This is a genomic window from Sphingomonas arantia (assembly GCF_042682045.1).
GTDB classification, from domain to species: Bacteria; Pseudomonadota; Alphaproteobacteria; order Sphingomonadales; family Sphingomonadaceae; genus Sphingomonas_R; species Sphingomonas_R arantia.
On the sequence record NZ_JBHUGS010000001.1, the window covers coordinates 752,624 to 775,220 of the forward strand.

The following is a 22,597-nucleotide window of genomic DNA, read 5'->3' on the forward strand; positions in this document are numbered from 1 at the left end:
AGCGAGCATGGCCGGCATGGATAGCGCCGACCCTTAAGTGCCGGCGCGGCCAGTGAGCCCTTACGGGGTCTCGCGAACGCCGAAAAGGCGGGCGAGGGCCAGGTTGGGGTGGTCGGTGCCGCAGCCGGGGAGGGCGCGGACGGTGCCGGCGGTGGCGCGCTCGCTGAGATAGTCAGAGCCGTCGGGGCAGGGGGTCGCGGGGCCGCCGGTGGTGATCGCGGTCGCGATGCGGCCGGACATATAGTCGAAGGTTTCGGGCGCGAGCCGCTTCGCCTCGCGCGTGTCCGGCGTCCAGGCGCCGTCGCGGAACGACAGGGTGACGATGGTGCGTTGCGACTCGGTGCCGGTGCGGCGGGCGTCGAAGATGGTGGCGACGGTGCCGCCCGGCGCGATGTCGGTGAAGCGGAACGCGTCGCCGGCGAGTGCGGGGAGGCCCGAGGCGGCGACGATCCGGGTCAGGTCGCGCGTGGCGGCCGCGCCGGCGGAGAAGGCGGGAGTAGTAGTAGCGGCGGCGGGGGGTGGAGCGGGCGCAGCGGTGATCGGTTGGAGCATGAGCATCAGGCCGGTCACCACTGCAAACATCAGAAAGCCTCCACCGGCAACGCCATGATCGCGTCCGCACCGCCTTCGATCTTGCGACGCAGGCTCCCCGTATCAGGCAGCACGCGCTCCGCATAGAAGCGTGCGGTGACCAGTTTCGCTTCGTGGAAGGTCCGATCGCCTTCGCCGGCCGCGATCGCCGCGCTGGAGGCGCGGACCATCTTCAGCCACATCCAGCCGAGCGTCACGACGCCCATCATGGTCATGTAGGGATAGGCCGCGGCGCCGGCATTGTTGGGGTTCGCCATGCCGTTCTGCATCAGCCACATCGACGCGGTCTGCAGATCACCCGCCGCCTTTTCCAGCCGGCCGGCATAGTCGGCGGTGGCAGGGTCGGCCTTGGCCTCCGCGATGTCGCCGCCGATCGCCTGGGCCAGCGCCATCAGCGCGCGGCCGCCATTCTGGCCGATCTTGCGGCCGACGAGGTCCATCGCCTGGACGCCGTTTGTGCCTTCGTAGATCTGCGCGATGCGGGCGTCGCGGACATATTGCTCCATCCCCCATTCGCGGATGTAGCCGTGGCCGCCGTAGACCTGCTGCGCGTTCGTCGCGATCTCGTACCCCAGATCGGTGACGTAGCCCTTGATGACGGGCGTGAGCAGCGAGATGAGGTCGTTGGCGGCGACACGCTCCTCCTCGGTCGCGGCGCGGTGCGCCAGATCGACCTGGAGCGCGCCCCACAGGCAGAGCGCGCGCGCGCCTTCGAGCTTGGACTTGGCGTCCATCAGCATGCGGCGGACGTCCGGGTGGACGAACAAAGTGTCGGCCTTCTGGTCGAGATCGGCCGGGCCGGTGAGCGCGCGGCCCTGGCGGCGGTCCTTGGCGTAGGCGACGGCGTTCTGATACGCGACCTCGCCGATCGACAGGCCCTGGAGCCCGACGCCGAGCCGGGCGGCGTTCATCATGATGAACATCGCGGCGAGGCCCTTATTCTCCTCGCCCACCAGATAGCCGGTCGCGCCGTCATAGTTCATGACGCAGGTCGAGTTGCCGTGGATGCCCATCTTCTCCTCGATCGAGCCGCAGACGACGCCGTTGCGGGTGCCGGCGTTGCCGTCGGCATCGAGCAGGAACTTGGGCACGATGAAGAGCGAGATGCCCTTCACATTGTCCGGCGCGCCTTCGATCTTGGCGAGGACGAGGTGGATGATGTTGGACGTCAGGTCATGTTCGCCGGACGAGATGAAGATCTTCGTGCCGGTCAGCGCGAAGCTGCCGTCGTCGTTGCGCGCGGCCTTTGTGCGGATGAGGCCGAGATCGGTGCCGCAATGCGGCTCCGTCAGGTTCATGGTGCCGCCCCATTCGCCCGAGATCATCTTGGGCGCGTAGGTGGCCTGCTGCTCGTCCGAACCCTTGGCCAGGATCGCGGCGGTGGCGCCCATGGTGAGGCCGTTATACATGCCGAACGCCATGTTGGCGGAGATCAGATATTCCTCGAACGCGGTCGACACGACGTGGGGCAGGCCCTGTCCGCCGAACCGTTCGATGCCACCGAGCGTGGCCCAGCCGCCCTCGACGAACTGCGCATAGGCTTCCTTGAAGCCCTTGGGCGTCGTGACGCTGCCGTCCGGGTGGCGGGTGCAACCTTCATGGTCGCCCGACTGGTTGAGCGGGAACAGCACTTCCTCGCAGAAACGCGCGCCTTCGGTCAGGACGGCTTCGACGGTGTCGGCGCTGGCGTTTTCGAACCCGGGCAGGTTGCCATAATGTTCGAGACCGAGGATCGCATCGAGGATGTAGCGGGTGTCGCGCACCGGCGCGGTGTAGGTCGGCATCGGTCTCTCCCAAGACAATCTGGTTGGTCGGCCTGTTCGGTCGGGGGGCGGGGGCTATTTGTGGGCGGCTTCGTCGGCAGCGGCCACGACCGCCACGAAACTTTCGAGTTCCAGGATCGCCGCGTCGATATCCTCGCGCTGGCGCCGGAGCAGTTCCATGCGGGCGTTGCATTTGTCGAGCGTGACGTGGCGCTGCGTCTCGCGTCCGTCGCCGATGTCGTAGAGATCGATCATCTCGCGGATGTCGGAGAGGCTGAAGCCGACGCGCTTGCCGCGCAGGATCCAGGCGAGGCGCGCGCGATCGCGTTTCGAATAGACGCGGGTCAGGCCGATCCGCTGCGGGGCGATCAGACCTTCGTCCTCGTAGAAGCGCAGCGCACGCGCGGTGACGCCGAACTCCTCCGACAGGTCGGAGATGGTGAAGCTGTCCCGGTCATGGGCATCGGGGGTGTGGATCGCGGCATGCTGGGGCATGCGGCGCTTTTATGACAGGGTGACGTTCACGTCAACGTCAAAGGGTTCCGTAGGGGGAGGGTGGTTTGTCCTAGGTGCGCGGCGTGTGTGGGGCTTGGGGGGACTCCCTCTCCCCTCCGGGGAGAGGGTTGGGGAGAGGGGCTTTGCCTGGGGTGCTTTGTGGGACGGCGTGGCTGGGCGGGGCGCGAATCTTGCTGTTTTTCGTGGGGCTTGGTTACCGCAAGCCACTCCCCCTCTCCCAACCCTCTCCCCGTGGGGGAGAGGGCTTTTTGGTCACTCCTGGACAGTGACCAATCGCTCGCCTTCGACCCTGCGGTAGAAGCACGTCCTGGCCCCCGTGTGACACGCCGGCCCCGCCGGTTCGCAGCGGAGCCAGAGGGCGTCCTGGTCGCAGTCGATGCGGATTTCGACGACCTTGAGGACGTTCCCCGACTCCTCGCCCTTACGCCAGAGGCGCGCGCGGGAGCGGGACCAGAAGACCGCTTCGCCGCCGGCGATCGTGGCGGCGAGCGCGTCGGCGTTCATGTGCGCGAGCATCAGCGGTTCGCCGGTCGCGGCATCGGTGACGAAGGCGGTGACGAGGCCGTTCGCGTCGTAGCGCGGCGCCAGGCGGTCGGTGGTTTCGATAGTCATGCGACGGTCGTTAGCCGGAGGTGCGACGAAGTTCGATGACAAACAGGCGACAAAGCCGACAAGCATCCCTATGTGACCCGCATCCGCCGCCACCACGGATCGCCCCATGATCATCACGAACCCATTCGACTCCGACCTGAACGGAGACAAGCTGCGTGAGGAATGCGGCATCTTCGGCATATGGGGGGCCGACGGGACCGCCGCCGCGATGGTCGCCCTCGGCCTCCACGCGTTGCAACACCGCGGGCAGGAAGCCGCCGGCATCACCAGCTGGGACGGCGCGATGTTCCATACGCACCGCGCGATGGGCCATGTCGCCGGCAATTTCGACCGCGACGACGTGATCCGCGCACTACCGGGCGACGCCGCCTGCGGGCATGTGCGTTACTCCACGACGGGCGAGACCGCGCTGCGCAACGTCCAGCCGCTGTTCGCCGAATTGTACAGCGGCGGGTTTGCGGTCAGCCACAACGGCAATATCTCGAACGCCGCCAAGCTGCGCAACGAGCTGGTCCGGCGCGGGTCGATCTTCCAGTCGACCAGCGATACCGAGACGATCATCCACCTGGTTGCGATGTCGTCGTACCGCACGCTGCTCGACCGGTTCATCGATGCGCTGAAGCAGCTCGAGGGCGCCTATTCGCTGGTCTGCATGACGCCGGAGGGGATGCTGATCTGTCGCGATCCGCTCGGCATCCGGCCGCTGGTGATGGGGCGTCTGGGCGAAAGCTATATCTTCGCGTCGGAGACCGTCGCGCTCGACGTGTGCGGGGCGGAGTTCATCCGCCACATCGATCCGGGCGAGCTGGTGATCGTGTCCGACAAGGGGCTGCGCTCGATCCGGCCGTTCGCCGAAGTGCCGCCGCGGCCCTGCGTGTTCGAGCATGTATATTTCAGCCGGCCCGATTCGATCGTCGACGGGTCGTCGGTCTATTCGGTGCGCAAGGCGATCGGTGCGCAGCTGGCGATCGAGGACCCGGTCGAGGCCGACATCGTCATCCCGGTGCCCGATTCGGGCGTGCCGGCGGCGATCGGCTATGCGCAGCAGTCGGGCATTCCGTTCGAGCTGGGGATCATCCGGTCGCACTATGTCGGCCGCACGTTCATCCAGCCGGGCGACAAGGTGCGGCACCTCGGCGTGAAGCTGAAGCACAATGCCAACCGCGCGCTGATCAAGGGCAAGCGGATCATCCTGATCGACGATTCGATCGTGCGCGGCACGACGTCAGTCAAGATCGTGCAGATGATGCGCGATGCCGGCGCGACCGAGGTGCACATGCGGATTGCGTCCCCGCCGACGCGGCACAGCTGCTACTACGGCGTCGATACCCCGGAGCGCGCGAAGCTGCTCGCCGCGCAGATGACGGTGCAGGAGATGGCGCGCCATATCGACGCGGACAGCCTGGCGTTCGTCTCGGTCGACGGCATGTACAAGGCGCTGGGCGAGAGCGGGCGCAAGGAAAGCTGCCCGCAATATTGCGATGCGTGCTTCACCGGGGACTATCCGACGCGGTTGACCGACCAGGAGGATGTCGCACCGGCGGACCAGCTGTCGCTGCTGGCGGAGCGGGTTCCGGCTTGATCCTTTTCGCGTAGTCGCACCGACCGCTCGTCCTGAGTAGCCATTGAGCCTGTCGAAATGGCGTATCGAAGGAGCTGCTGCGCGGGTCCTTCGATACGGGTCTTCGACTGCGCTCAGTCCCTACTCAGGATGATCGGTTTGGCGTAACGCGCGGTTCGAACACCTTTGAATGGAAGCGAAAAGATGACCGATCTTCCCCTTCAGGACCGGCTGGCGCTGGTCACCGGTGCGTCGCGTGGGATCGGGGCGGCGACCGCGGAGGCGCTGGCGGCGGCGGGGGCGCATGTGATCCTGACCGCGCGGACCGCGGGCGGGCTGGAAGAGGTCGAGGAGCGGATCTTCGCGGCGGGCGGGAACGCCACGATCGCGCCGCTCGATATCGGCGAGAGCGGGGGCGTCGCCAAGCTGGCGTCGGCGATCGGCGGGCGCTGGGCTGCGCTCGATATCCTGGTGCTGAACGCGGCCTCGCTCGGCACGCTGACGCCGGTGTCGGCGATCGACCCGAAGGAGCTGGCGAACCTGCTAACGCTCAACATTTCCGCGCAGCAGGCGCTGATCGGGGCGTTCGACCCGATGCTGCGGATGAGCGACCGGGCGCGGCTGGTGATGCTGACATCGTCGGTGGCGACGCGGCCGCGGGCTTATTGGGGTGGTTATGCCGCCACCAAGGCCGCGCTGGAGACCTTGGTGCTGACATACGCCGACGAAATGGCGGGGATCAGCTCGCTGCGCTGCGCGATCGTCGATCCGGGTGCCACCGCGACCAAGATGCGCGCCCGGGCTTTTCCGGGCGAGGATGCCGCGACGCTGAAGCCGCCCGCGGTGGTGGGAGCGGCGATCGCGCGGATGGTGGTGGATGATTTCGAGAATGGGGCCCGGGTGCGGGTGGCTTAAACTAGATTCGGAATATTTCTTTGACCAACTCATGTTGGCTATCGAGGTTTCGAATAGTATTACTGAAATTGTGGAACGGTGACCGGCGATTTTCAGCTCGGACATCAATCCAATTAACATAGAAAAATTTAAACGGCATTGCGTTGAACGTGTTGCAATTCGTGACCACTCCAATTGCCTTGATCCAAACCTCTTTGGATCCTTGTCCAAGCATGGATTTAATAGCTAGTCGGTCTCCTACTACTATGTTGGCGATCACATCTTGGGCGCTGTCGCGATCCCCAAACCAAAACCCTCGAGTGATGAAATCGTCAGACATATCCTGATCAGACACGGTCGCGCCGACCACCCAGTAATTTGCCATTCATAAGCTCCAATGCAGAATTAAAGCACGTAGTCCATCGTCGACCTTAGTCACGAGGAATTATATCCAAACCGGTTTGAGCTACCGCCCGGTCCACTCCGCTGTTCGCTTCGCGACGAAGGCGGCCATGCCTTCCTTCTGGTCCTGCGTGCCGAACATCCCGTGGAAGAGGCGGCGTTCGAAGGCGATGCCTTGGGCCAGCGGCAGGTCGAACGCGGCGTTGACCATTTCCTTGTTCGCGATTGTCGCGAGCGGGGCCATGGCGGCGATCGCAGTGGCGGTCTTGAGCGCTTCGGCGATCAGGTCCGCCATGGGGACGACGCGGGCGACGAGGCCGGCGCGTTCGGCTTCGTCGGCGCCCATCATGCGGCCGGTGAGGCACATCTCCATCGCTTTCGCCTTCCCGATCGCGTGGGCGAGGCGTTGCGATCCGCCCATGCCGGGGGTGACGCCGAGCTTGATTTCGGGCTGGCCGAACTTCGCGCTGTCGGCGGCGATGATGAAGTCGGCCATCATCGCGACCTCGCACCCGCCGCCGAGCGCGAAGCCGGAGACGGCGGCGATCCAGGGCTTGCGCGTGCGGGTGACCTGTTCCCAACCGGCGAAGAAGTTGGCCGCGTACATTTCGGCAAAGCCCTGCGCCTCCATCTCCTTGATGTCCGCGCCGGCCGCGAACGCCTTGTCGCTGCCGGTCAGGACGAGGCAGCGCTGCTCGGGGTCGGCGTCGTAGGCGGCGAAGGCGGCGATCAGGTCGGTCAGGGTCTGCGTGTTGAGCGCGTTCAGCGCCTGCGGGCGGTTGAGCCGGACCAGGGTGACCGCGTCGTGGCGTTCGATCAGGAGCGTTTCGTAGTCGGACATGGTTGGTTCCTTCTGGACGGGCTTCCAGTTCCGTTTGGTTCGAGCCTGTCGAGAACTCTGCGCAGGGTTCTCGACAGGCTCGAACCAAACGGAACTGAGTGGGCGGTTACAGCCGCACGGGTTCCCATTCCTCGGCCGCGGGGAGCGGGGCGAAGATGGTGTCGAGCATGTGATCGGTGACTGCCTCGGGAGTCGCGGGGTCCCAGATCGGTGCGTTGTCCTTGTCGATCAGGAGCGCGCGGACGCCCTCGGCGAAGTCGGGGCGCTGGCAGATGTGGACCGCGACGGCATATTCCATGCGCATCTCGTCGGCGAAGCTCTGCATGCCGGCACCGTCGGCGAGCAAGCGGAGCGAGACCTTGCAACTGAGCGGGGACTTGGTTGCGAGCAGCGCGCGTTGTGCGGCGGCCCATTCGCCGGGGTCGGCTTCGAGCGCGGTCAGCACTTCCTCGTAATCGTCGGAGGCGAACAGGCGGTCGATTTCGGGCTGGCGGTCGAGGATCGCGGCGGGCGGGGGCGTCACCGCGGCGGCGTCGAGGATCGTTTCGATCGCCTGCGGGTCTGCGCCGATCGCGGCCTTGACGCCGTCCAGCGCTTCGGACGGAATATAGTGGGTGGCGAGGCCGAGCGTGCAGGCCTCCGCGCCGTCGATCCGCGCGCCGGTGAGGGCGAGATAATGACCGATGCGGCCGGGCAGGCGCGACAGGTACCAGCCGCCGCCGACGTCGGGGAACAGGCCGATCGTGGTCTCCGGCATCGCCAGCACCGTGCGTTCGGTGGCGATCCGGTAGCGCGTGGGCAGCGCGATGCCGACACCGCCGCCCATGACGATGCCGTCCATGAACGCGACGGTCGGCTTGGCGTAGGTGAAGAGCAGGTGGTTGAGCTGATATTCGGTGCGGAAGAAGTCGCGGGCGGCCTGGCCGTCGCCAGCCGCACTCGATGCGATGCCACGGACGTCGCCGCCGGCGCAGAAGCCGCGGCCGTCGGCATGGTCGATCAGCACCGCCTCAATCTCGGGGTGTTCGCGCCAGTCGGTCAGCGCGGCGATCATCGCGGTGCACATCGCCTGGTCGAGCGCGTGGATCGGTTTGGGGCGGTTCAGCCGAAGGCGGGCGATGCGGCCTTCGGTCGCGGCGATGATGGTGTGGGTCATGGTCATCCCCGGCTTGTACCCCGGCGCAGGCCGGGGTCCAGATGCAACTGTTGCGCCCAGGCCCCGGCCTGCGCCGGGGAACGAATCAGGCCTCGCGCAACATCTCGCGTGCGACGATGCTGCGCATGATCTCGTTGGTGCCTTCGAGGATGCGGTGGACGCGGAGGTCGCGCCAGAAGCGTTCGATGGGATAGTCCTGGAGGTAGCCGTAGCCGCCGAACATCTGGAGCGCGCGGTCGACGACCGACGACCCGGTGTCTGTGGACAGGCGCTTGGCCATGGCGGCGAACTTGGTCGCGTCGGGCGACTTGGCGGAGACCTTGCCGGCCGCCGCGTAGAGCAGCATGCGGGCGGCCTGGAGGTCGGTTTCCATGTCGGCCAGCACGAACTGCGTGTTCTGGAATTCGACGATCGCCTTGCCGAACTGCCGGCGGTCGCGCGTGTAGCCGATCGCTTCGTCGAGGCAGCGTTGCGCCCCGCCGAGCGAGCAGGCGCCGATGTTCAGCCGCCCGCCGTCGAGTCCGGACATCGCGATGCGGAAGCCCTGGCCCTCCACGCCGACGAGGTTGGAGACGGGGACGCGGACGCCGTCGAAATTGACCTGTGCGGTGGGTTGCGAGTGCCAGCCGAGCTTCTTCTCGTTCGCGCCGAAGCTGACGCCCGGCATGTCGCGTTCGATCACGAGCGCGGAGATGCCCTTGGCGCCGTCCTCGCCGGTCCGAACCATCGTGACGTAGATCTCGTTCTGGCCGCCGCCGGAGATGAACGCCTTCGACCCCGTGACGACATAATGGTCGCCGTCGCGGACCGCGCGGGTCTTGAGCGCGGCGGCATCGGAGCCGGAGCCGGGTTCGGTCAGGCAATAGCTGCCGATCCGGTCGCATGTCACCATGGAGGGGAGGTAGCGTGCCTTCAGTTCGGGCGAGCCGTAGCTGTCGATCATCCACGCGGCCATGTTGTGGATCGAGATGAACGCGGAGGTGGAGGGGCAGCCGTAAGCCATCGCCTCCATGATCAGCGCCGCCTCCATCCGGCCTAGGCCGATGCCGCCCGATTCCTCCGACACGTAGATCGCGCCGAAGCCGAGGTCGGCGGCGGCCTTGATCGTGTCGCGCGGGAAGATGTGGTGTTCGTCCCATTTCGCCGCGTGCGGAGTGATCGCGTCGGCGGTGAAGCGGCGCGCCAGCTCCTGGATCTCGCGCTGATCGTCGGTGAGGTCGAATTGGGTCATTTCGGGCCTATGGTTTGGTTTGGCGGCGAAGGTCGGCAACCATTGCCGTTGCATATGAAACTAAAGCAAAGCGCGAAATGTCCCAGCTTCGTTAAGTCCGGACGTCAGCCTGGCGGGCGGCGAGGATGCGTTCGGTCAGCATGTGGTCGGCAGGTTTGTCGACGTCGATCGCGGCCTCCGCCTGGGGCAGGGCGACGAGGCGGGCGTCGAGGCCGAGGCGGCGGCCGGCGGTGCGGAGCGCGTTGGGGCCGGAGATGGTGCGGGTGATGGCACGCAGGGCGAGCAGCGGGCCGAAATGCCAGAACAGCTTGAGCGCGCGTTTGCGGTCCTGTTCGGCCTGCGCCCAGAGTGCCAGCGCGGGTTGTGCGCGGGGGGTGCGGAGCGCGAAGAGGTTGGCGCCGCTATAGGCGCCGCCGCGGAAACGGAGCCAGGTACGCTTCGCATCCGGGTAGGCGGCCAGCATGGTGCGGCGTTCGACCATGCCGACCGCGACATCCGCCTCGCCGGCGCGGGCCAGGAAGTTGGCGACCATGTCAGGGGTCAGCAGCGGGTGATCGGCGGTGGTGACGAGCACGGGCCAGGGTGCGGTGGGGGTGCCGGCGACCGCCGCGATGCTGCGCGAGATGCCGCCCTGGCTTTGCGTAAAGGAGAGGCGCGATTCGGCGGCGCGCCAGCCTTGCGCGAGTGCGTCGGGCGCTTGCCCCGCGACGACGATCCGGCCGATTTCGGGACAGGCGAGCAGGGTGCGCAGGACGCGGTCGAGCATCGGCACGCCGCCGACCGGGATCAGTGCCTTCCATTCGGCCCCGAACGCGTCCGCCAGCGGGTCGATTCCGGGTCGTTGTCCGGCGAGCACCAGAGCGGTCCAGCGTGCTTCCGGGGCATTCCCGCCGGTCATCCCGTTTTTCGCCACAATGTCTCCGTCTAACAGGTCGTTCCGATACCGGAACCGGATGGTCCTGATGTTTGTCCAAAATGCGGTGATCCTGAGCGCAGGCAGGGGTTCGCGCCTGCTTCCGCTGACTCAGGATCGGCCGAAATGCCTGATTCCGGTCGGCGGGCGGGCGATTCTGGACCACCAGATCGATGCGCTGGCGGCCGCGGGCGTGGCGCGGACGACGGTGGTCGGTGGGTATCTGTCCGACCGCATCACCGCGCATCTGGCGGGCGGGACCGCCGCGGCGGACATGCGGTTCAATCCGTTCTGGGCGGTGTCGAGCAGCATTGGCAGCGTCTGGGCGGCGCGCGACCTGTTGCACGGCGACTTCGCGATCGTGAACGGTGATACGGTGTACCGCCCCGCGCTGATCCGCGAGGGGCTGGCGCAGGTGGAACCGGGCATCGCGCTGTTCGTCGAGCCCGCGCCGCAACCGGAGATCGACGACATGCGCGTGGCGGTGACGGACGGCATGGTGCGCGCGGTGGGCAAGACGCTCGATCCGGCGGAGGCGCCGTTCCGGTCGCTGGGCATCGTGGTGGGGCGCGGCGACGACGGGCGCTATAGCCGGATGCTGGATGCGGTGATCGGCGAGCCGGACGGCATCCAGAGCTTCCACCACCGCATCGTCCACGAACTGGCGCGGGCGGGGCCGGTGCAGGCGGTGGTGCTGCCCGGCGGCGGCTGGGTGGAAATCGACCGGCCCGAAGATATCGCGAACTGGGCGGGCTGAACCATGGGCCGCACGCGCATCACCGATGTCGCCGTCCTGTGGCTGGGCGAGCCGTTGCTGATTCCGCATCTGTGGCCGATCGTCGATGCACTGGCGCGCGAGCGGCCGGACCTGACGATCGACCTGTGGGTCAGCACGTCGATGCACGAGGCGCTGGTGATGTCGTGGTTGCAGCCGCACCATGCGGGCCTGCGGATCCGCCGCGCGCCGGGGTTCGTCCATATCGCCGCGTTCGCGCCGGGGCAGGTCGTGCCGTTGCCGCCCAAGATCCCCATGCTGGCACGGCTGGCGGGGTATCTGGCGTGGACGAAGGTCGTGCTGTGCGCGGAGCAGACGAGCCTGTGGCTGCCCAAGATGGTGCCGTTCCTGCCGCCGTTCATCTTTACGGTCCACGGCGCGGGGCCGTTGAATTGCAGCCGGGCGCGGCTGTCCTATGCGCACCGCATCCTGATCCCGAGCGCGCTCGATATCCCGCAGCATCTGGCGCAGGGCGTGGCGGCGGACCGGATCGTGGTGACCGGTTATGCCAAGTGCAGCTTCGTCGGCGGGCGGCCGGCACGCGCGCTGTTCGGCGATGATCGGCCGGTGCTGCTCTATGCACCGCACTGGCAGGGGCACCGGTCGTCATGGCCGGCATGGGGGGCGGCGATCGTTCGGATGCTGGCGGAACAGCGCGAGTGGAACGTCATCCTTGCGCCGCACCAGCGGATGTTCGAGCGGGCGCCGGAGGCGAAGGCGCTGATCGAGGCAGCGGGGGCAGCGGAGCATGTCCATGTCGATACGGGCAGCTTCGCGACGGTGGACGGGAGCTATACGGGGGCGGCGGACCTGTATCTGGGCGATACGTCGAGCCAGATCCTGGAATATATCGCGCGGCCGCGGCCCTGCGTTCTGCTGCGGCCGCCCGGGCTGCGCTGGGATGCGAGCGGGAGCGGGGATTATTGGGGCTGCGGGGCGGTGGTCGAGTCGCTGGGCGACCTGACCGGCGCGCTTGCCGAGGCGGGGGCGCGGCACGGGGCGTATCGCGCGTTCCAGGTCGATCTGGCGGCGGCGGCGCTGGGGGAGTGTGGGCCGGCCGCGCCGCTGAACGGGGCGCGGGCAATCGCGGCGGTGGTCGATCGGCGGTGCCGGGTGCCGCGGGCGGAGTTGGTCGCGACGCCGTCCTGAATCAGGCGTCGAGCCAGGAGCGGATCGGCTGGCCGCGCAGCTTGAACACCGCGGCCTGCGCCATCTGCGACAAATGGACGACCAGCGAGATCGCGGTCCACCAGGCGACCGCGACGATGCTGAGATCGGGGCGGCCGACCGCGAGGAAGCCGGCGAGGATGACGAAGTTCGGGTTGCGCCGCGCGGTGATGAGCCGGAAGTCGCTGTCGATCTTGCGCCAGACGTGGATGTGCATCCCGAACAGCGCGATGAACGCGCCCTCGATCAGACGCTGCGCGACATAGCCGCCGATGATGACCGCCATGACGGTGGTGAACACGGGCGGGCTGAGTTCGAGCCCCCAGGCGTAGAGGCCGAGACCCCAGGCGACATACCAGAATGGCGGGTGGATCAGATCGACGCCGTGATCGAGCAGGTGGCCCCACTTGGACGAGGTGATGGTGCAGCGCGCGAGTTTGCCGTCGACGGTGTCGAGTACCATGAAGAACAGCCCGATCGCCAGCGCGGGCCAGTAGTGGCCGTAGGCGAACAGGATAGTCGTGATGATGCACAGGATCGCGCCGAAGGTCGACACCATGTTGGGCGTGATGCCCGCCGCGGCGCAGCGCCGGGTGAGGAACAGCGCCCATTCGGGCCAGAGATATTTGGTGAGCGCGTCCGTCACGCCCTTGTACGCGCCGACATAGCTGGCGCGTTCGACGCCTGCGACGGTGGCGGGGGTGAGCGGGGTGGCGAAGGGCAGTTCGCGCTTGCGGAGCTCGTCGTTGACCATCGCGCCGCCCTGTTCGTGCGCCATGACGGTGAGGCCGGCTGGGATGCGCCCGGCGGCGATGTCTGCGGCCGCGGCTGCTGCGGCAGAGTCGGTGACATGGGCGATGACGGGTTTGCCGGCGACGGTCAGGACGTGGTTCGGCCTGGCCGCGAGCGTGCGGAGCCAGGCCGGGTCGAATGCGTGGCCCGCGTCGACCAGCAGGCGTGGCGCGTTTGCCGGCGCCTCGCCGAACGGGAGTTTGGCGGCGGCAGCGATGCGGTGCGTGCGCTCGGCGGTGTCCATGCCCCAGAGCAGGACGGGATTGTGGCCGACCATCTGGACGGTCGGGCGATCGGTTGCGCGCATATCGGACATGCCGCCCCCCATAGGACACATGGCGCGATCCGCAACATTTTGCGGGGAGCGTGGGGGCTGTCCATGAGGCCGGATACGCCGCGCGCAGCCAGCCTCATGTCGCGGCAATCAGATTTTTGCGGGCGTTACCAGCGGCGGGGTCTGCTGATGCTGCACGACCCGCCAGACTTCATGTTCGATCCGGCGGATGGTCGACGTGCAATAGGCCTCGTAGGTCTCGTCGCCGCGGTGCGCCTTGACGTGATAGCCGATGACGATCAGCCCTTCCTGCGGGCGCGAGACGGTCTGCTCGGTCAGTTCGGCGCTGTCCCACACCGGCGTCGAGGCGACGGCGTCGATCGCCTGGCTGCCCTGGTGGACAAATGGCGGTTGCGGCAGGACCATCACCACTTCGGCGTCGACCTTCTCACGGTAATTGTCGGGGCCTTCGGTCCACAGGCTCTGTTCGAAGCCCCACAGGCGATCGTCGTCCATCTGCGTATCTCCACGATGTTGGCTTTTCATAAGCTGCGGCAGACGCGGATGTTCCCGTTCGTCAGGCTGCGCAGGGACGTCGGCTGCCGATACCGTGGCATTTTGCTTGAGTAAGTTGGTTTGAGGGGGTCAGACCCGTTCAATCGCCATGGCCACGCCCATCCCCACGCCGACGCACATCGTTGCGAGACCGAGGCGGCCGCCGGTCGCCTGCAACTGGTGCGTCAGGGTGAGCGCAAGGCGCGCGCCGCTCATGCCAAGCGGGTGGCCGAGTGCGATCGCGCCGCCGTTCGGATTGACGTGGGGGGCATCGTCGGCGACGCCGAAGTGGCGCAGGACGGCGAGTGCCTGACTGGCGAACGCCTCGTTCAGTTCGATCGCATCGAACCGGTCGATCGTCAGGTCGAGCCGCGCGAGCAGTTTTTCGATCGCGGGGATGGGACCGACGCCCATGACGCGCGGCGCGACGCCGCCGGATGCGAAGCCCAGGATGCGCGCCCGCGGGGTGAGCCCTTCGCGCGCGATCGTCGCCTCGTCCGCAACCAGCAGCGCGGCGGCACCGTCGTTGATGCCGGACGCGTTGCCCGCGGTGACGGTGCCGTCCGTGAACAGCGGCTTGAGCGCGCCCAGCGTTTCGATCGTGGTGTCGGCGCGGGGATGTTCGTCGACGCTCGCCTCGGCCGGCGGCGCGCCGCGGCGGGTGGGCAGCGGGACCGCGACGATCTCATCGGCGAAAAAACCCGCCTGTTGCGCGGCGGCGGCGCGTTGCTGGCTGCGCCACGCGAACGCGTCCTGATCCGCGCGGCTGACGCCGTGATCCTCGGCGACATTCTCGCCGGTGCGCGGCATCGTCTCCGTCCCGTACAGCGCCTGGAGGGCGGGATTGACGAAGCGCCAGCCCATCGTCGTGTCCTCTAGCGTCTGGGCGCGGCCGAACGCGGCGTCCGACTTGCCCATGACGAAGGGCGCGCGCGTCATGCTTTCCACGCCGCCGGCGATCGCCAACCCGATTTCCCCCGCGCGGATCGCACGCGCCGCGCCACCGACCGCGTCGAGCCCCGATGCGCAGAGCCGGTTGAGCGTGATGCCGGGCACGGTGTGGGGCAGCCCGGCGAGCAGCAGGCTCATCCGCGCGACGTTGCGATTGTCCTCGCCCGCCTGGTTGGCGCAGCCATAATAGACCTCCTCGATCCGCGCGGGGTCGAGTGACGGGTTGCGGGCGAGCAGCGCGCGGATCGGTACCGCGCCGAGATCGTCGGCGCGCACCTTCGCCAGGACCCCGCCGTAGCGGCCGATCGGGGTGCGCACCGCATCGCAGATATATGCGTCAGTCATGGCTGGCTCCTGTGGGTATCGATCGCAGAGGTGAGCGGGATGCCGCAGCACTCGCGCAGTGTAGCCGCATCGAGGCCGTCCACCGTCTGGATGCCCGTCGCGCCGTCCGGTCCGAGGTAGAGAATCGCAGGATCGGTGCAGAGCCGCGAGACGAAGGCAGGTCCGGTCAGCGGATAGCTGCACCGGCGCACCAGCTTGCCGTCGCCCCGATCCGTCGGAAAGTCCTGCGCGATCGCGTCCCGGATCGTGACTGCCGTCCTGTCGACCAAGCGATGCTCTCCCGTTCTTATCCCAACGGCATTGCGGCCGACCTCCGTATGGTCAATCGATAAACGGACAATCATTCGATAATCGGACAATGGCACTATGAACCAGTTGGTCGAACTCGACGCGAACGGCGATCCGGACTTCATGACGTCGCTGGCGCGCGGCCTGCATGTGTTGCGCTGTTTCGCGAATGCGCGGGGGCCGGTGACGCTGGCGGAGGTGAGCCAGCAGGCGGGGCTCAGCCGGCCGGCGGTCAGGCGGTGCCTGCATACGCTCGTCCGGTTGGGCTATGCCGCGCGTGAAGGGCAGGCCTATGTCCTGCGGCCCAAGGTGCTGGCGCTCGGCCATGCCTATCTGGCGTCGACGAGTCTGGCCGAACGCGCGCAACCGATCCTGAACGCGTTGTGCGATCAAATCGGCGAGTCCTGTTCGCTCGGCGTGCTGGAGGAGGACCGGGTTTATTATGTCGCGCGGGCGGAGACGCAGCGGATCATGTCGATGGCGCTGCGGGTCGGGAGCCAGTTGCCGCTTTACTGCACGTCGATGGGGCGCGTTCTGCTGGCCGGTTTGCCTGAAGAGGAACTCGACGCCTATCTCGATCGCACCGAACTGGTCGCGTCGACGCCGCGGACCGTGACCGATCGCACGGAACTGCGCCGCCTGATCACGAAGGCGCGGGAAGAGGGGTTCGCGGTCGTCGATCAGGAACTGGAGATCGGGTTGCGCTCGATCGCCGTACCGTTGCGATCGGGCGGCAGGACGCGCGCGGCGATCAACGTCGGCGTTCAGCCCGCGCGTGTTTCGATGGCCGTGCTGCGGTCACGCGTGTTGCCGGCGCTGAAGAAAGCGGTGCAGGAACTCGGCTCCGTGGCACCGCCGGAGACGCTTCACGCCCGCTGAGGCGCTCAAACGGGCGGCGGTGGTATGATCCTTCCCGCGCCCGTCTGACTGCGCCCCCCTTTCCGACCGCGCATTCGCCTTCCTAACCGGCGTCAGGCATCCAGGTTGGCCACCGAGAGTGCGTTGTCCTGGATAAATTCGCGGCGTGGTTCGACGACGTCGCCCATGAGGCGGGTGAAGATTTCGTCGGCGATGTCGGCCTGTTCGACCTGGACCTGAAGCATCGCGCGGTTGCTGGGGTCGAGCGTGGTTTCCCAGAGCTGTTCGGCGTTCATTTCGCCCAGACCCTTGTAGCGCGCGATCGTGAGCCCCTTGCGGCCGGCCGCCAGTACGGCGTCAAGCAGTTCGGACGGACGGGAGATCGGCTTGCCGCGGGTGTCGACGATCGGTTCGTCGTCGTCCGCCGCATCCGTTTCCGCTGGCTTCGGCGGGGCCTTCTGCGCGACGAGGCGGGAGCCCTGTGCGTAGGCGTCGGCCTGTTCGGCGGCGAGGACGTGCATCTTGCGCGCTTCGGCCGAGGCGACGAACGCCGCGTCGATGACGTGATGGTCGGTCACGCCGCGCCAGTGACGCTGGAAATGATAGCCGCCGTCTTCCGACACGGTGACCGTCCAGCGTGCCTCCGGATCGGCGCGCCCCTGCCAGACCGCGGCGGCCTCGGCAGCGGCGGAGCGGTCCGAAACCTCCGGATCGAACCCGCCGAGCAGGGCGAGCGCCTCGATCACCGCCGCGTCGTAGCGCCGCGGGACATAGGTCATCAATGTACGCATGCGGCGGGCATGGTCGAGCAGGCCCTTGAGGTCCGCGCCCGACCGCGGACCCTCCGCAGTCTCCAGCGCCATGCCGGACAGGCCGCCGTCGACGAGATAATCGTCGAGCTGGTTGTTGTCCTTCAGGTACACCTCCGACTTGCCGCGGTTCACTTTGTAGAGCGGCGGCTGCGCGATGTAGAGATAGCCACCCTCGATGATCGGCCGCATGTGGCGATAGAAGAAGGTCAGCAGCAGCGTGCGAATATGCGCGCCGTCGACATCTGCGTCGGTCATGATGACGATCTTGTGATAGCGCAGCTTCTCGATGTTGAATTCATCGAGGATACCGGTGCCCATCGCCTGGATCAGCGTGCCGACTTCCTTGGACGAGATCATCCGGTCGAAGCGCGCGCGCTCGACGTTCAGGATCTTGCCCTTGAGCGGCAGGATCGCCTGATACTGCCGGTTGCGGCCCTGCTTGGCCGAACCGCCGGCGGAGTCACCCTCGACCAGGAAGAGTTCGGACTTGGCGGGATCGCGTTCCTGGCAATCGGCCAGCTTGCCGGGGAGCGAGGCGATGTCCATCACGCCCTTGCGGCGGGTGAGTTCGCGCGCTTTCTTGGCGGCTTCGCGTGCGGCGGCGGCGTCGATCACCTTCTGGACGATCGCCTTGCCGTGCGCCGGGTTCTCCTGGAGCCATTCGGCCAGCTTGTCGGCCATCAGCGACTCGAGCGGCTGGCGCACCTCGGACGAGACGAGCTTGTCCTTGGTCTGGCTGCTGAACTTCGGATCGGGGAGCTTCACCGAGACGATCGCGGTCAGCCCCTCGCGCATGTCGTCGCCGGTCAGCGTCACCTTCTCCTTTTTCAGGAGGCCGGATTTCTCAGCGTAATTGTTGATCGTGCGGGTGAGCGCGGCGCGGAAGGCGGCCATGTGCGTGCCGCCGTCGCGCTGCGGGATATTGTTGGTGAACGCCAGGACCTGTTCGTAATAGCTGTCGTTCCATTCGAGCGCGACGTCGATGCCGACATCGTCACGCTGGCCGTGGATCGCGACCGGATCGGGCATCAGCGGCGTCTTGGTGCGATCGAGATACTTCACGAACGCGGCGATCCCGCCTTCGTAGAACAGTTCGACGGTGCGCGGTTCGGCGTGGCGCGCATCCACCAGGAACAGCCGGACGCCGGAGTTGAGGAACGCCAGTTCGCGGAAGCGGTGCTCGAGCTTGTCGAAGTCGAACTCGACGATCTTGAACGTGTCGGGCGAGGGCAGGAAGGTGACGCGCGTGCCCTTCTTTTCGCCCGCGTCGCCGACGACCTTCAGCGGGGCGACGGCATCGCCCAGGGCGAAGCGCATGTAATGCTCCTGCCCGTCGCGCCAGATGGTGAGGTCGAGGAAGGTCGAGAGCGCGTTGACGACCGAGACGCCGACGCCGTGCAGGCCGCCGGAGACCTTGTAGGCGTTGTCGTCGTTCGCGTTGTCGAACTTACCGCCGGCGTGGAGCTGGGTCATGATGACCTCGGCCGCGGACACGCCTTCCTCGGTATGGATGCCGGTCGGAATGCCGCGACCATTGTCCTCGACCGAGACGGAGCCGTCCGGATTGAGCGTGATGGTGATGCGGTCGCAGTGGCCGGCGAGCGCCTCGTCGATCGCGTTGTCGCTTACCTCGAACACCATGTGGTGGAGGCCGGAGCCGTCGTCGGTATCGCCGATATACATTCCGGGGCGCTTCCGGACCGCGTCGAGCCCCTTCAGGACCTTGATGGAATCGGCGCCATATGCGTTGGTTTGGGGAGTGCTAGCCATCATGACAATATAGGGACTCGGGGCTCGAATCGGAAGCGAAATGGTCGGGTCTCTCGGGCGGTCAGTCTTGCGCCGGGCGGACCTGGCCCTCCGCGACGGTCAGCCGAGTGGCGCCGGTGCCGAGCCCTTCGAACAGCGCGGGTTCCGTGCCGGTCATCCAGCTCTGGCCGCCGGTCGCGTCGAGGCGAGCGAAGAGGGCTGCGCGGCGGGAGGGGTCGAGGTGGGCGGCGACCTCGTCCAGCAGCAGGATCGGGCGGGCGCCGCGGTCCTCGGCGACGATGTCGGCATGGGCGAGGACGATCGAGAGCAGGAGCGCCTTTTGCTCTCCGGTGGAGCAGCGGTCGGCCGGCTGTTGCTTGTCGAGGTGGCGGACGACGAGGTCGGTGCGGTGCGGGCCGGTGAGCGTGCGGCCGGCGGCGGCATCGCGCCCGCGACCCTGGCGGAGTTCCGATGCGAAGCGGGGGGCGTCCTCCGGCGTCCAGCGATCGAGCGCGAGGTGGGCGCGGGCGAACGGGCCGGGGGGTTGGTCGGCGAGGCGGAGCGTGAGTGCGGCGACGGTGCGGGCGCGGGCCTCGGCCAGGGCGAGGCCATGTTCGACCATGCCGGCCTCCAGCGCGGCGAGCCACGCGGCGTCGGCGCCGGCCTCCTCCGACAGCAGCCGGTTGCGGGCGCGCATCGCGGCTTCGTAGCGCGCAGCGTGGACGCCGTGGCCGGGTTCGCGCGCGATGGTCAGCCGGTCGAGGAAGCGGCGGCGGGCGACGGCGCCTTCGACGAAGATCCGGTCCATCGCGGGGGTGAGCCAGAGGATGGCGAGCCGTTCGGACAGCGCGGCGGCGGAGCTACTCGCGCCGTTGATCCGGACCTGCCGCCGTTCGGGGGCGGTGGCGAGCGTGCCGGTGCCGATATCGATTTCGCCCGCAAGATGCGCTGCGACCGCGAAGCCGCCGGGGCCGGCGTCGCACGCCATTTCGGACAGCGTCGCCTGGCGCAGGCCGCGGCCGGGGCTGAGCAGCGAGATCGCCTCGAGGATGTTGGTCTTGCCCGCGCCATTGTCGCCGCTGAGCACGACGGCGCCCGGGCCGCAGGTGAGGGTGGCCTGGCGGTAGGAGCGGAAGTCGGTGAGGGTGAGGCGGAGGACGGGCATTTCGGGTGCTTCTGCTCCCTCCCCCACCGGGGGGAGGGCTGGGGTGGGGGGCTGTTCCAGGAGGTCCGTGTGTGGCCGGTTCGTCCCCAGCCACGCCCCCCACCCAACCCTCCCCCCGGTGGGGGGAGGGCTATTCGGTTTCGCGTGCGGTTACGACAGCGCCTTGTCGATGATCGCCTTCGCGTCGGCGCCAGTCCAGTCCATGCCGCCGACGACGCGCCAGCGTTCCTTGCCGTCCGCGCCGTAGAGGATGGTGACGGGGAGCGTGTCGGCCTTGACCGCCTCCATCAGGACGTTCTGCTTGTCGAGATAGGGCTGAAGCGCGGTGAACTTGCGCGATGCGAAATAGGGGTCGACCGCGCGCTTGCCGGCGAGATCCTGGCTGACGACCATCAGGTGCAGCCGGTCCTTTTCGCGCGTGGCGAGCGCATCGAGCGTCGGCATTTCGGCGAGGCACGGCGCGCACCAAGTGGCCCAGAGGTTGACCATCAGCGGCTTGCCGAGGTTCGCGGTGAGCGTGGCGGGCGCGCCGTCCGGGCCGGTGAACGGGATGGCGGGCATTTTCTCGCCGGCATGGCTGATGTCGAGCTTGCTGGTGCCGGACGACACGGGGCTGCCGTCACCCGCCGAAGCCGTAGCGTTGGAAGGATCGGCGGTGGCCAGCGTGTTCGCCGCGGGTTGCGGGGTTTCAGGCTTGCCTCTATCGCAGCCGGCGACTGCCAGCGCGAGGAGCAGGACGATCAGCGGCCGCAAGGAAGACTCCAATCAGATGTGGGGAGGGCGCTTTTCGGAAGGGCCCGCCGCGGTGATGCGTGAGATTAACGCATCCATCCCGTTCGACAAGCGATTGTGGCGCGAAGACATCGCCGGATCGCGCGCGCACGCCGCGATGCTGGGCGCCGCGGGGATCGTTTCGCCCGACGACGCGGCGGCGATCGACGCCGGGCTGGCGACGGTCGGTCAGGAATATGACGCGGACGGCGTGACGGTGGACCTCGCGCTCGAGGACATCCACATGGCGACCGAGCAGCGGCTGGCGCAGCTGATCGGTCCGGCCGCCGGGCGCCTGCACACGGCGCGGTCGCGTAACGACCAGGTCGCGACCGATTTCAAGCTGTGGGTGCGCAGCGCAATCGATGCGGTGCTGGCGGGGCTGGCCGGGTTGCAGGCCGCGCTGGTGATGCGGGCGGAGGAACATGCCGACAGCGTGATGCCGGGCTTCACCCATCTGCAGGTCGCGCAGCCGGTGACGCTGGGGCATCACCTGATGGCCTATTACGAGATGATCGGGCGCGACCGGTCGCGGTTCGCCGATGCGAAGGCGCGGGCGAACCTGTCGCCGCTCGGGTCCGCGGCTCTGGCCGGCACCGGGTTTCCGATCGACCGCGATGCGACCGCGGCGGCGCTGGGGTTCGACGGGCCGACCGCCAATTCGCTCGACAGCGTGTCGGACCGCGATTTCGCGATGGATTATCTGATGGCCGCCACGACGTGCGCGGTCCACCTGTCGCGGCTGTCGGAGGAGTTCGTGATCTGGGCGTCGCAGCCGTTCGGGTTCGTGGCGCTGTCCGACGCCTGGTCGACCGGATCGTCGATCATGCCACAGAAACGCAACCCGGATGCGGCAGAGCTGGTGCGCGGCCATTCCGGGCGGATCGCGGGGTGCATGATGGCGCTGACCATGACGATGAAGGGGCTGCCGCTGGCCTATTCCAAGGACATGCAGGACGACAAGCCGCCGGTGTTCGAGGCGCACGACCTGCTGGCGCTGTCGATCGCGGCGATGACCGGCATGGTCGAAAGCGTGACGTTCCGGACCGAGCGGATGCGCGCGGCGGCGGAGGCGGGTTATTCGACCGCGACCGACCTGGCCGACTGGCTGGTGCGGGTGGCGGACGTGCCGTTCCGCGAGGCGCATCATATCACGGGGCAGGCGGTGCGGCTGGCCGAGACGACGGGCTGCGCGCTGGACCAGATTCCGATCGACGCGCTGAAAGCGATCGACCCCCGGATCGACAAGCGGGTCTATGACGCGCTGTCGGTCGATGCGTCGGTCGCGGCGCGGGTGAGCCACGGCGGCACCGCGCCGGTCCGGGTGCGCGAAGCGGTCGCGCGGGCGAAGGAGGCCCTGGCGCTATGAGACGGTTGATCCTGGTCCTGACGGTCTGTGCCGCGCTGACGGCATGCGGGCGGCGCGAGGCGTTGCAGCCGGCGGAGGGCGCGTCGCTGCCCGTCGCACCGGCGCAGGCGCGCGTGCAGCCGACGGTCGACGACCTGCTGACGCCGACGCCCAGCGCGCGGCCGGACCGTAGCGAGGAAGTGTTGCGCAAGTCGGAGATCCGCCAGGACGACCGCTTCGACCTGCCGCCGCAGCGGTGACGCGCGC

23 protein-coding genes are annotated in these 22,597 nt (G+C 67.8%); 7 read left to right on the forward strand and 16 right to left on the reverse strand.

The genetic code is table 11. The annotated features are described in order from the left end of the window. Positions 1-60: 60 nt before the first annotated feature. The 4 genes from ACFSGX_RS03605 to hisI all read right to left on the reverse strand — a co-directional run bounded on the left by ACFSGX_RS03605 (position 61) and on the right by hisI (position 3,482). A complete protein-coding gene (locus ACFSGX_RS03605; RefSeq protein WP_380927540.1) occupies positions 61-582 on the reverse strand; it encodes a hypothetical protein in 522 nt (173 codons plus the stop codon). After that, positions 582-2,375 carry an acyl-CoA dehydrogenase C-terminal domain-containing protein gene (locus tag ACFSGX_RS03610; protein WP_157175028.1) on the reverse strand — a complete coding sequence of 598 codons (1,794 nt, stop codon included), beginning with the start codon at positions 2,373-2,375 and terminating at the stop codon, positions 582-584. The genes ACFSGX_RS03605 and ACFSGX_RS03610 overlap by 1 nt, the downstream gene beginning before the upstream one ends. 54 nt (positions 2,376-2,429) lie before the next feature. After that, positions 2,430-2,849, reverse strand: coding sequence for a MerR family transcriptional regulator (locus ACFSGX_RS03615; protein WP_157175029.1), 420 nt, complete (start codon positions 2,847-2,849; stop codon positions 2,430-2,432). Between the two features lie 273 nt (positions 2,850-3,122). Next, positions 3,123-3,482, reverse strand: coding sequence for a phosphoribosyl-AMP cyclohydrolase (hisI, locus tag ACFSGX_RS03620; RefSeq protein ID WP_380927542.1), 360 nt, complete (start codon positions 3,480-3,482; stop codon positions 3,123-3,125). A 106-nt stretch (positions 3,483-3,588) separates the two neighbouring features. Here hisI and purF point away from each other — a divergent pair, with 106 nt between their 5' ends. Together purF and ACFSGX_RS03630 are read left to right on the forward strand one after the other, a co-directional pair. Further along, the gene (gene purF / locus ACFSGX_RS03625; protein ID WP_380927544.1) at positions 3,589-5,064 is read left to right on the forward strand and encodes an amidophosphoribosyltransferase; all 1,476 of its coding nucleotides are present in this window, start codon (positions 3,589-3,591) and stop codon (positions 5,062-5,064) included. A gap of 183 nt (positions 5,065-5,247) precedes the next feature. After that, positions 5,248-5,958 (forward strand): SDR family NAD(P)-dependent oxidoreductase, encoded by a 711-nt coding sequence (locus ACFSGX_RS03630; protein ID WP_380927546.1) that lies wholly within the window; start codon positions 5,248-5,250, stop codon positions 5,956-5,958. Position 5,959: 1 nt separating this feature from the next. On the opposite strand, the gene ACFSGX_RS03635 is transcribed toward ACFSGX_RS03630, so the two are convergent. The 5 genes from ACFSGX_RS03635 to ACFSGX_RS03655 form a co-directional block, all read right to left on the reverse strand. Then, a complete protein-coding gene (locus ACFSGX_RS03635; protein WP_380927547.1) occupies positions 5,960-6,322 on the reverse strand; it encodes a hypothetical protein in 363 nt (120 codons plus the stop codon). A gap of 81 nt (positions 6,323-6,403) precedes the next feature. After that, a complete protein-coding gene (locus ACFSGX_RS03640) occupies positions 6,404-7,180 on the reverse strand; it encodes an enoyl-CoA hydratase-related protein (RefSeq protein ID WP_380927548.1) in 777 nt (258 codons plus the stop codon). Between the two features lie 106 nt (positions 7,181-7,286). Beyond that, the gene (locus ACFSGX_RS03645; protein ID WP_380927550.1) at positions 7,287-8,342 is read right to left on the reverse strand and encodes an enoyl-CoA hydratase/isomerase family protein; all 1,056 of its coding nucleotides are present in this window, start codon (positions 8,340-8,342) and stop codon (positions 7,287-7,289) included. Positions 8,343-8,421: 79 nt separating this feature from the next. Continuing rightward, complete coding sequence (locus ACFSGX_RS03650; protein WP_380927552.1) at positions 8,422-9,567, reverse strand: acyl-CoA dehydrogenase family protein; 1,146 nt, start codon at positions 9,565-9,567, stop codon at positions 8,422-8,424. A 91-nt stretch (positions 9,568-9,658) separates the two neighbouring features. Beyond that, complete coding sequence (locus ACFSGX_RS03655; protein ID WP_380927554.1) at positions 9,659-10,465, reverse strand: nucleotidyltransferase family protein; 807 nt, start codon at positions 10,463-10,465, stop codon at positions 9,659-9,661. Positions 10,466-10,529: 64 nt separating this feature from the next. On the opposite strand from ACFSGX_RS03655, the gene ACFSGX_RS03660 reads away from it, so the two are divergent. Both ACFSGX_RS03660 and ACFSGX_RS03665 read left to right on the forward strand, forming a co-directional pair. Next, entirely contained in the window at positions 10,530-11,237 is a 708-nt protein-coding gene (locus tag ACFSGX_RS03660; RefSeq protein WP_380927556.1) for a phosphocholine cytidylyltransferase family protein, read from the forward strand. Between the two features lie 3 nt (positions 11,238-11,240). Continuing rightward, entirely contained in the window at positions 11,241-12,404 is a 1,164-nt protein-coding gene (locus tag ACFSGX_RS03665; protein WP_380927557.1) for a hypothetical protein, read from the forward strand. A gap of 1 nt (position 12,405) precedes the next feature. Here the strand turns inward: ACFSGX_RS03665 and ACFSGX_RS03670 are convergent, their stop codons facing one another. The 4 genes from ACFSGX_RS03670 to ACFSGX_RS03685 form a co-directional block, all read right to left on the reverse strand. After that, positions 12,406-13,530, reverse strand: coding sequence for a CDP-alcohol phosphatidyltransferase family protein (locus tag ACFSGX_RS03670; RefSeq protein ID WP_380927559.1), 1,125 nt, complete (start codon positions 13,528-13,530; stop codon positions 12,406-12,408). Positions 13,531-13,638: 108 nt separating this feature from the next. Then, positions 13,639-14,004 carry a DUF4440 domain-containing protein gene (locus ACFSGX_RS03675; protein WP_380927560.1) on the reverse strand — a complete coding sequence of 122 codons (366 nt, stop codon included), beginning with the start codon at positions 14,002-14,004 and terminating at the stop codon, positions 13,639-13,641. 129 nt (positions 14,005-14,133) lie between these two features. Continuing rightward, a complete protein-coding gene (gene pcaF / locus ACFSGX_RS03680) occupies positions 14,134-15,339 on the reverse strand; it encodes a 3-oxoadipyl-CoA thiolase (protein ID WP_380927561.1) in 1,206 nt (401 codons plus the stop codon). Then, complete coding sequence (locus tag ACFSGX_RS03685) at positions 15,336-15,608, reverse strand: hypothetical protein (RefSeq protein ID WP_380927563.1); 273 nt, start codon at positions 15,606-15,608, stop codon at positions 15,336-15,338. The genes pcaF and ACFSGX_RS03685 overlap by 4 nt, the downstream gene beginning before the upstream one ends. Positions 15,609-15,705: 97 nt before the next feature. Between ACFSGX_RS03685 and ACFSGX_RS03690 the strand changes: the two genes are divergently transcribed. Further along, positions 15,706-16,506, forward strand: coding sequence for an IclR family transcriptional regulator domain-containing protein (locus ACFSGX_RS03690; protein WP_380927565.1), 801 nt, complete (start codon positions 15,706-15,708; stop codon positions 16,504-16,506). A gap of 92 nt (positions 16,507-16,598) precedes the next feature. Here the strand turns inward: ACFSGX_RS03690 and gyrB are convergent, their stop codons facing one another. From gyrB to ACFSGX_RS03705, 3 genes are all read right to left on the reverse strand, one after another. Next, positions 16,599-19,067 carry a DNA topoisomerase (ATP-hydrolyzing) subunit B gene (gene gyrB, locus ACFSGX_RS03695; protein ID WP_157175040.1) on the reverse strand — a complete coding sequence of 823 codons (2,469 nt, stop codon included), beginning with the start codon at positions 19,065-19,067 and terminating at the stop codon, positions 16,599-16,601. Between the two features lie 61 nt (positions 19,068-19,128). Further along, positions 19,129-20,211 carry a DNA replication/repair protein RecF gene (recF, locus tag ACFSGX_RS03700; RefSeq protein ID WP_380927567.1) on the reverse strand — a complete coding sequence of 361 codons (1,083 nt, stop codon included), beginning with the start codon at positions 20,209-20,211 and terminating at the stop codon, positions 19,129-19,131. A 150-nt stretch (positions 20,212-20,361) separates the two neighbouring features. Further along, positions 20,362-20,964, reverse strand: a complete 603-nt coding sequence (locus ACFSGX_RS03705) for a TlpA family protein disulfide reductase (RefSeq protein ID WP_380927569.1) — start codon at positions 20,962-20,964, stop codon at positions 20,362-20,364. 16 nt (positions 20,965-20,980) lie between these two features. On the opposite strand from ACFSGX_RS03705, the gene argH reads away from it, so the two are divergent. Both argH and ACFSGX_RS03715 read left to right on the forward strand, forming a co-directional pair. Further along, entirely contained in the window at positions 20,981-22,351 is a 1,371-nt protein-coding gene (gene argH, locus ACFSGX_RS03710; RefSeq protein WP_380927570.1) for an argininosuccinate lyase, read from the forward strand. Next, positions 22,348-22,590, forward strand: a complete 243-nt coding sequence (locus ACFSGX_RS03715; protein WP_380927572.1) for a hypothetical protein — start codon at positions 22,348-22,350, stop codon at positions 22,588-22,590. Before argH ends, ACFSGX_RS03715 begins: the two co-directional genes overlap by 4 nt. Positions 22,591-22,597 lie beyond the last annotated feature (7 nt).